The organism is Protofrankia sp. Cr1 (assembly GCF_963555865.1).
Classification (GTDB): domain Bacteria; phylum Actinomycetota; class Actinomycetes; order Frankiales; family Frankiaceae; genus Protofrankia.
Genome location: NZ_CAUVXO010000006.1, coordinates 14,919 through 20,391 on the forward strand (window position 1 = coordinate 14,919; position 5,473 = coordinate 20,391).

At 67.0% G+C, this 5,473-nt stretch carries 5 protein-coding genes; 3 read left to right on the plus strand and 2 right to left on the minus strand.

Going from position 1 to position 5,473, the window contains the following annotated elements; translation table 11 throughout:
- The coding region (locus U9980_RS01575) for a mycofactocin-coupled SDR family oxidoreductase (protein ID WP_322766367.1) at window positions 1-581 on the plus strand (581 nt) is incomplete at its 5' end.
- 122 nt (window positions 582-703) lie between these two features.
- Here U9980_RS01575 and U9980_RS01580 read toward each other — a convergent pair.
- Window positions 704-1,663 (minus strand): electron transfer flavoprotein subunit alpha/FixB family protein, encoded by a 960-nt coding sequence (locus U9980_RS01580; RefSeq protein WP_322766368.1) that lies wholly within the window; start codon window positions 1,661-1,663, stop codon window positions 704-706.
- 13 nt (window positions 1,664-1,676) lie between these two features.
- Window positions 1,677-2,462, minus strand: coding sequence for an electron transfer flavoprotein subunit beta/FixA family protein (locus tag U9980_RS01585; RefSeq protein WP_322750174.1), 786 nt, complete (start codon window positions 2,460-2,462; stop codon window positions 1,677-1,679).
- A 458-nt stretch (window positions 2,463-2,920) separates the two neighbouring features.
- Here U9980_RS01585 and U9980_RS01590 point away from each other — a divergent pair, with 458 nt between their 5' ends.
- Window positions 2,921-4,150, plus strand: a complete 1,230-nt coding sequence (locus U9980_RS01590) for a transcriptional regulator (protein ID WP_416210111.1) — start codon at window positions 2,921-2,923, stop codon at window positions 4,148-4,150.
- A gap of 182 nt (window positions 4,151-4,332) precedes the next feature.
- Window positions 4,333-5,391, plus strand: a complete 1,059-nt coding sequence (locus tag U9980_RS01595) for an endonuclease/exonuclease/phosphatase family protein (protein WP_322766370.1) — start codon at window positions 4,333-4,335, stop codon at window positions 5,389-5,391.
- The last annotated feature ends 82 nt before the right edge of the window (window positions 5,392-5,473 follow it).

Sequence of the window (5,473 nt, forward strand, 5' to 3'; positions counted from 1 at the left end):
TGCGGGCCGACGTCCGGGTCCAGACCGACCTCGACGCCGCGGTTGCGACGGCCCTCGACCGGTTCGGACGCCTCGACGCAGCGATCGCGGTCGCCGGGGTGATTGCGGGTGGGCCACCGGTCTGGGAGACCGACGACCAGACCTGGCGGATGCTGCAGGCCGTCGATCTCGACGGTGTGTTCCACCTGGTCCGCGCGGCCGTCCCGGCGCTGCTGGCGGCACCGGCCGGCCGGTTCGTGGCGATTTCCTCGGCCGCCGGGACCCGCCCGCTGGCACGCCTCGCGGCGTACTGCGCGGCCAAGCACGGCGTCGTCGGGCTGGTCCGCAGTCTGGCCGCGGACCTGGCCGGCACGGCGGTGACCGCCAACGTCGTGTGCCCGGGATCGATGGACACGACGATGCTCGCCGAAACGGCCCGGGTCTACGACCTGGACGGGGTCGACGAGTTCGCCCGGCATTCCTTCCAACGACGCATCCTCGACCCGGCCGAGGTGGCGGAGGCGGTCGCATGGCTGTGCTCGCCCGCCGCCGGAGCACTGACCGGGGCTGTCGTGCCGGTGGACGCCGGCTTCACCGGCTAGCGGTCGGTGGAAGCGGTCGCTATGGCAACGAAAGCCACCTACCGCTGGACGACATTCGTCCGAACAGTAGGTGGCAACGGTCGCTATGGCGACCGCTGCCACCTACCCAGGGGGGTACGCGTTTACTCCTTGTGCTTCTCGATCGCGTCGGTGAGCTGTGGGACGACGTTGAAAAGGTCACCCACGATGCCGTAGTCGGCGAATTCGAAGATCGGCGCTTCCGGATCCTTGTTGATCGCGACGATCATCTTGGACGTCTGCATTCCGGCCCGGTGCTGGATCGCCCCGGAGATGCCGACCGCGATGTAGAGCTGCGGCGACACCGTCTTTCCGGTCTGCCCGACCTGGTTCTGGTGGGGATACCAGCCGGCGTCAGTCGCCGCACGGGACGCCCCCACCGCGGCGCCGAGCGTGTCCGCCAACTTCTCGACGAGGGCGAAGTGCTCGGCGGCGCCCAGACCGCGGCCGCCGGAGACGACGATCTGCGCCTCGGTGAGGTCGGGGCGACCCGACTTGGCCTCAACAACCCGGTCAAGGATCTTCGCCGACCTGGCGGAGTCCGAGATCGTGATGTCGACCTTCTCCTCGGTCGGCGTACCCGGGGCAGCCACCGGTGGGGTCGTGTTCGGCCGCACCGCGAAGACCGGCGTCCCCTTGGTGACCTTCGAGGTGACGATCGTGGAACCACCGAAGATGCCTTGGGTAGCGGCCAGGTCCGGCGTGAGGCCGACCGCGTCCCAGATCAGGCCCGACCCGGTCTTGGCCGCCGTGCGCGCGGCGGCTTCCCTGGCATCCGGGGTGGCCGCGGTCAGGACCGCTACCGGAGACCTGTCGGTCACCAGCTTGGCCAGGACCTCAGCCACCGGGGCCACCACGTAGTCGGTGACGTCCTCGGACTCGACGACGTAGACCGTGGACGCGCCGTACTGAGCCAGGAAGTCCTTGGCTTTCGCGTACGTTCCGGGCGCGCCGAGGAAGACCGCGGACGCCTCACCCAGCGACCGGGCGAGCGTCAGCAGCTCGGCGGTGACTTTTTTCGGCTCGCCGTCTGCATGCTCGACGAGAACTAGAACCTCAGCCATCGGACAAGACCCCTCAGATCAGCTTCTGTGCGGCGAGGAACTCAGCGGCCCTGGTGCCACCGTCACCCTCGTCCTTGACGATCGTTCCGCTCTGACGGGGCGGAGCGGCCTGAGCGTCCAGCACCGTCGACGCAGCGTTGGCGAGGCCCACCGTGCCAGCATCCAGGCCCGCGTCCGCGACGGACAGAGTGGTCAGCGGCTTCTTCTTCGCCGCCATGATGCCCTTGAACGACGGATAACGCGGCTGATTGATCTTCTCGACAACCCCGACAACAACAGGTGTGGACGCTTCCACGAGGAAGTAGCCGTTGTCAGCCAGCCGTTCGATCCGCACTGTGCCGGCACCCGGGTCGACGGTCACCTTACGGGCCTGGGTCAGCTGCGGGAATCCGAGCCGCTCGGCAAGCAGCGCACCCAGCACACCGCCTCGGGCATCGGACGCCTCAGTAGCGGTGATAACAATATCAGGCGAAAGCGTTGAAATAACCTTCGCGAGCGCAGCGGACGTCTGCAGGGCATCGGAGCCGGCCAGCGCCTCGTCGGTGATATGGACGGCCTTGTCCGCGCCCATCGACAGTGCCTTACGCACGGTTTCCAAGGCCTTCTCGGGACCCATGGTGACCACCGTCACCTCGCCACCATGAGCCTCTTTGATCTTCAGGGCCTCCTCGACCCCGTACTCGTCCATTTCGTTCATGACGTTGTCGACGCTCTTGCGATCCGTCGTCCTGGTTGCGGGATCGAGCTTCTTCTCCGCCCAGGTATCCGGAACCTGCTTGACGGTGACGACGATGTTCACGCCTCGGGGCCTCCGTAGCCACATTCATGGGTCTTCATTGCTCTTGACATGGTCGCACCTGCGTCGTTGACACGCTCAATGATCGTCGACGTGACCCAGGTCGCACTCGACCCATCCTGCACGCCAGGCTCCTGGTGCGTGCATTCGCACGCGCGTCTGCACGCCCCCTTCCATCATTGTGACAGCTCCACTACGTTGTGTCTCACAACACATCGTCTGGCCATTGCACCATGAAGTATCACGTAATGAGCTACGGGGGCTCAATGAAAAGACAACAATCGTCGGCCGATCAAGAAACGATCAACTGCGGACCGCATCAAACGCTATTCGGACGGTTACTTGCCGAAGCGTCCGTCTCCGACACTCGCTTCGCCCGACAGGTCAACGAACGCGCGCGCCGACAACGAAACGTTGATCTCGGTCTTGCGCGTACCACGGTAGGACACTGGCGTCGCGGAATGCGCCCCCGTGACCCCATGGTGGCCGAGCTCGCCGCCGCCGAGATGTCGATGCTGGTCGGCTACCCCATCGCGCCATCCGATCTCGGTTGGCGCGGCGAGGCCTATCACGGCGACGACTTTGGGCTCGCCGTAGCCGAGAAACCCTCGGGCACTCTTCGGACTATTGCCGGACTCTCGGGGCGAGATATGCGCAGACGCGACCTCTTATACGACGGAGCGGTCTTCGTCGCCGCCGCCTTCGCCGACCCCGTGCTGGCGAGCCTCACCGGAGTCGTCGAAACGATCAGCCGGAACGAGATCGTACCTCCGGTACCGACCGCGTCCATGATCAGAGATATGACCGAGACCTTCCGCAAGCTCGACGCCCGCTACGGCGGCGCCGAGATTCGCGGACAGGTGGTCGCCTTCCTGCACGACCGCGCGAGAGCGGCGATGGAGAACCGCCACACGCCGGACCTGTTCAGCTCGCTCGCCGAACTGACCCAGTTCAGTGGCTGGCTCGCTCAGGATTGCGACCGCCAGGCACTTGCCCAGCGCTACTACATCCAAGCGCTGGGCCTCGCGGAACACAGCGGGGACACGATGCTCGCCAGCCGGATCCTGTCCGCCATGAGCGACCAGGCCGGCCGCCTCGGTCAGTACCGGCAGAGCCTGGCCATGGCGAAGGCCGCCATCGACCGTTCCCACGGCTCGGCGTCTCCCACGGTCCGGGCGATGCTGCACGACAAACACGCCTGGGCACTGGGCCGCATGGGCGACGAGCCCGGCTGCAGCCAGGCGCTGATCGACATGGAGGACGAACTCGAACGCGCGAAGCCTGGTGACGGTCCACAATGGGCCTCCCACTACGACGAAGTGGACGTGGCCGAATGCAAGGGCCACTGTTTTCTGCTGCTCGGCAAGGCGAAGGCGGCCGAACCCCTGCTGCTGGAATCCCGTTCCCGCCCGCCTGCTTCCCGGACCCGGACCCGCAGCTATGCCGAGGCGGATCTCGCGCTGTCGTATCTGCGCCAGCACGGCCCGGACGTCGAAGCCGCGCTGGACGCGGCGAGCCGCGCGATTGACCTCGCCGGCCAGTTGGATTCGGCGCGGATCACCGACAAGTTGCGTGAGGTTGACCGCCGGTTGAGCCGGCATGACGATGTCGTCGCAGTCCGGGAGTTGCGGGCGCGCTCGGCACCGCTGATCGCCCGCACGGAGAGCCACACCCAGGTGGCGGTGGCATAACGCGGCCAGGTACATACAACGCGGCCAGCCGGCGCGGGCGCGGCCGCGGCCGCGCCCGGTGCCTGTGACGTACGCCGGCCGCGCCCGCGCCTGTCGGCTGGCGATGACCGGCTGGCGATGACTGAAAGCGCTCCGTCGGCCCCGCCGCCGGCCACGAACCTCCCGGCCGGCAGTCTATGAACATGACCCCGCACTCGGACACCGGCTCTGACCTGCCCGTGTACCCCGAAGACGACGACCACGTGGTGCCATCGAAGCGCGGCGCCGCCGGGGTGATTCCGCCGCGGACTCTGGTGATTCTTTTTTCCTGGCTGGCAGTCGGCAGCCTCGGGGTCATCACGCTGGGCCGCGGCCTCCATCTGGATGACGCGCTGAGCTGGCCCTACTCGGGGATCAACGCCTTCACCCCGGTCGAATTCCTGCCGGCCTATGTGGTGTTGGCCGTCAGTTTCGCATTGCGACGCAACCGGCTGTTGATCGTCTCAACGCTGGTCATCATCGCCCACCTGTACTGGACCGTACCCGAGCTCTGGCCGGGGAAGCCCGAAAGCGCTCCCGCCGGCTCGGCGAAAGTGCGGATGATGAGTGCGAACCTGCTGTACACGAACGAGAACGCCGGACGGCTGGGTACCCAGATCCGCGCGGAGGGACCCGACATCCTCGTTCTGGAGGAGGCCACCCCCCTTACCCTGGCTGCGGTCGAGAAGTCCGGGGCACTGGCAGCTTTCCCCTACCGGGACGTCCGTTCCCAGCCGAATCCGTTCGGAATCGCGGTGTTCTCCCGTTTCCCGTTGGTCGAGCCGGAGCTGCGCTCGGTTGCAGACCTGCCGTCACTGCGGCTGACGGTGCAGGTGGACGCGGCGCATCAGTTCCGCCTTTTCGCTGTCCACACGGTCGCGCCGATCAACGGCGGCTCCGCCCCGCGGTGGCGCAGCCAACTGGACAACCTGCGGGCCGACGTCGCCCGCACGCCCATCCCGGTGGTGCTCGCAGGCGACTTCAACGCCACCCGCGACCACCGACCGTTCCAACGCCTGCTAAATGATCATCTTCGCGATGCCCACGACGTGGTCGGTGCCGGCTGGACGCCCACCTGGAACGCGGACCACCTGGTGCTGCCGCCGCTGCTGCGCATCGACCACGTCCTGGCCTCGCCGCAGTTCGCCGTCACCGGCTACCAGGTGGGCGCGACGTTCGGTAGCGACCACAAGCCCCTCATCGTCGATCTCGCCCTGCGCTGACTCCCGCTCGCCCTGCGCTGCCTCCGGCACCCGTTCCGGGAGATCATCACATCGAACGATGTGAACCTGATGCGACGGGAGC

Bases quoted from the DNA above. Each gene is read 5' to 3' on its own strand.
- U9980_RS01590 (WP_416210111.1), top strand. From the start codon at position 2,921: ATGCGCCCCCGTGACCCCATGGTGGCCGAGCTCGCCGCCGCCGAGATG.
- U9980_RS01595 (WP_322766370.1), top strand. From the start codon at position 4,333: ATGACCCCGCACTCGGACACCGGCTCTGACCTGCCCGTGTACCCCGAA.
- U9980_RS01580 (WP_322766368.1), bottom strand. From the start codon at position 1,663: ATGGCTGAGGTTCTAGTTCTCGTCGAGCATGCAGACGGCGAGCCGAAA.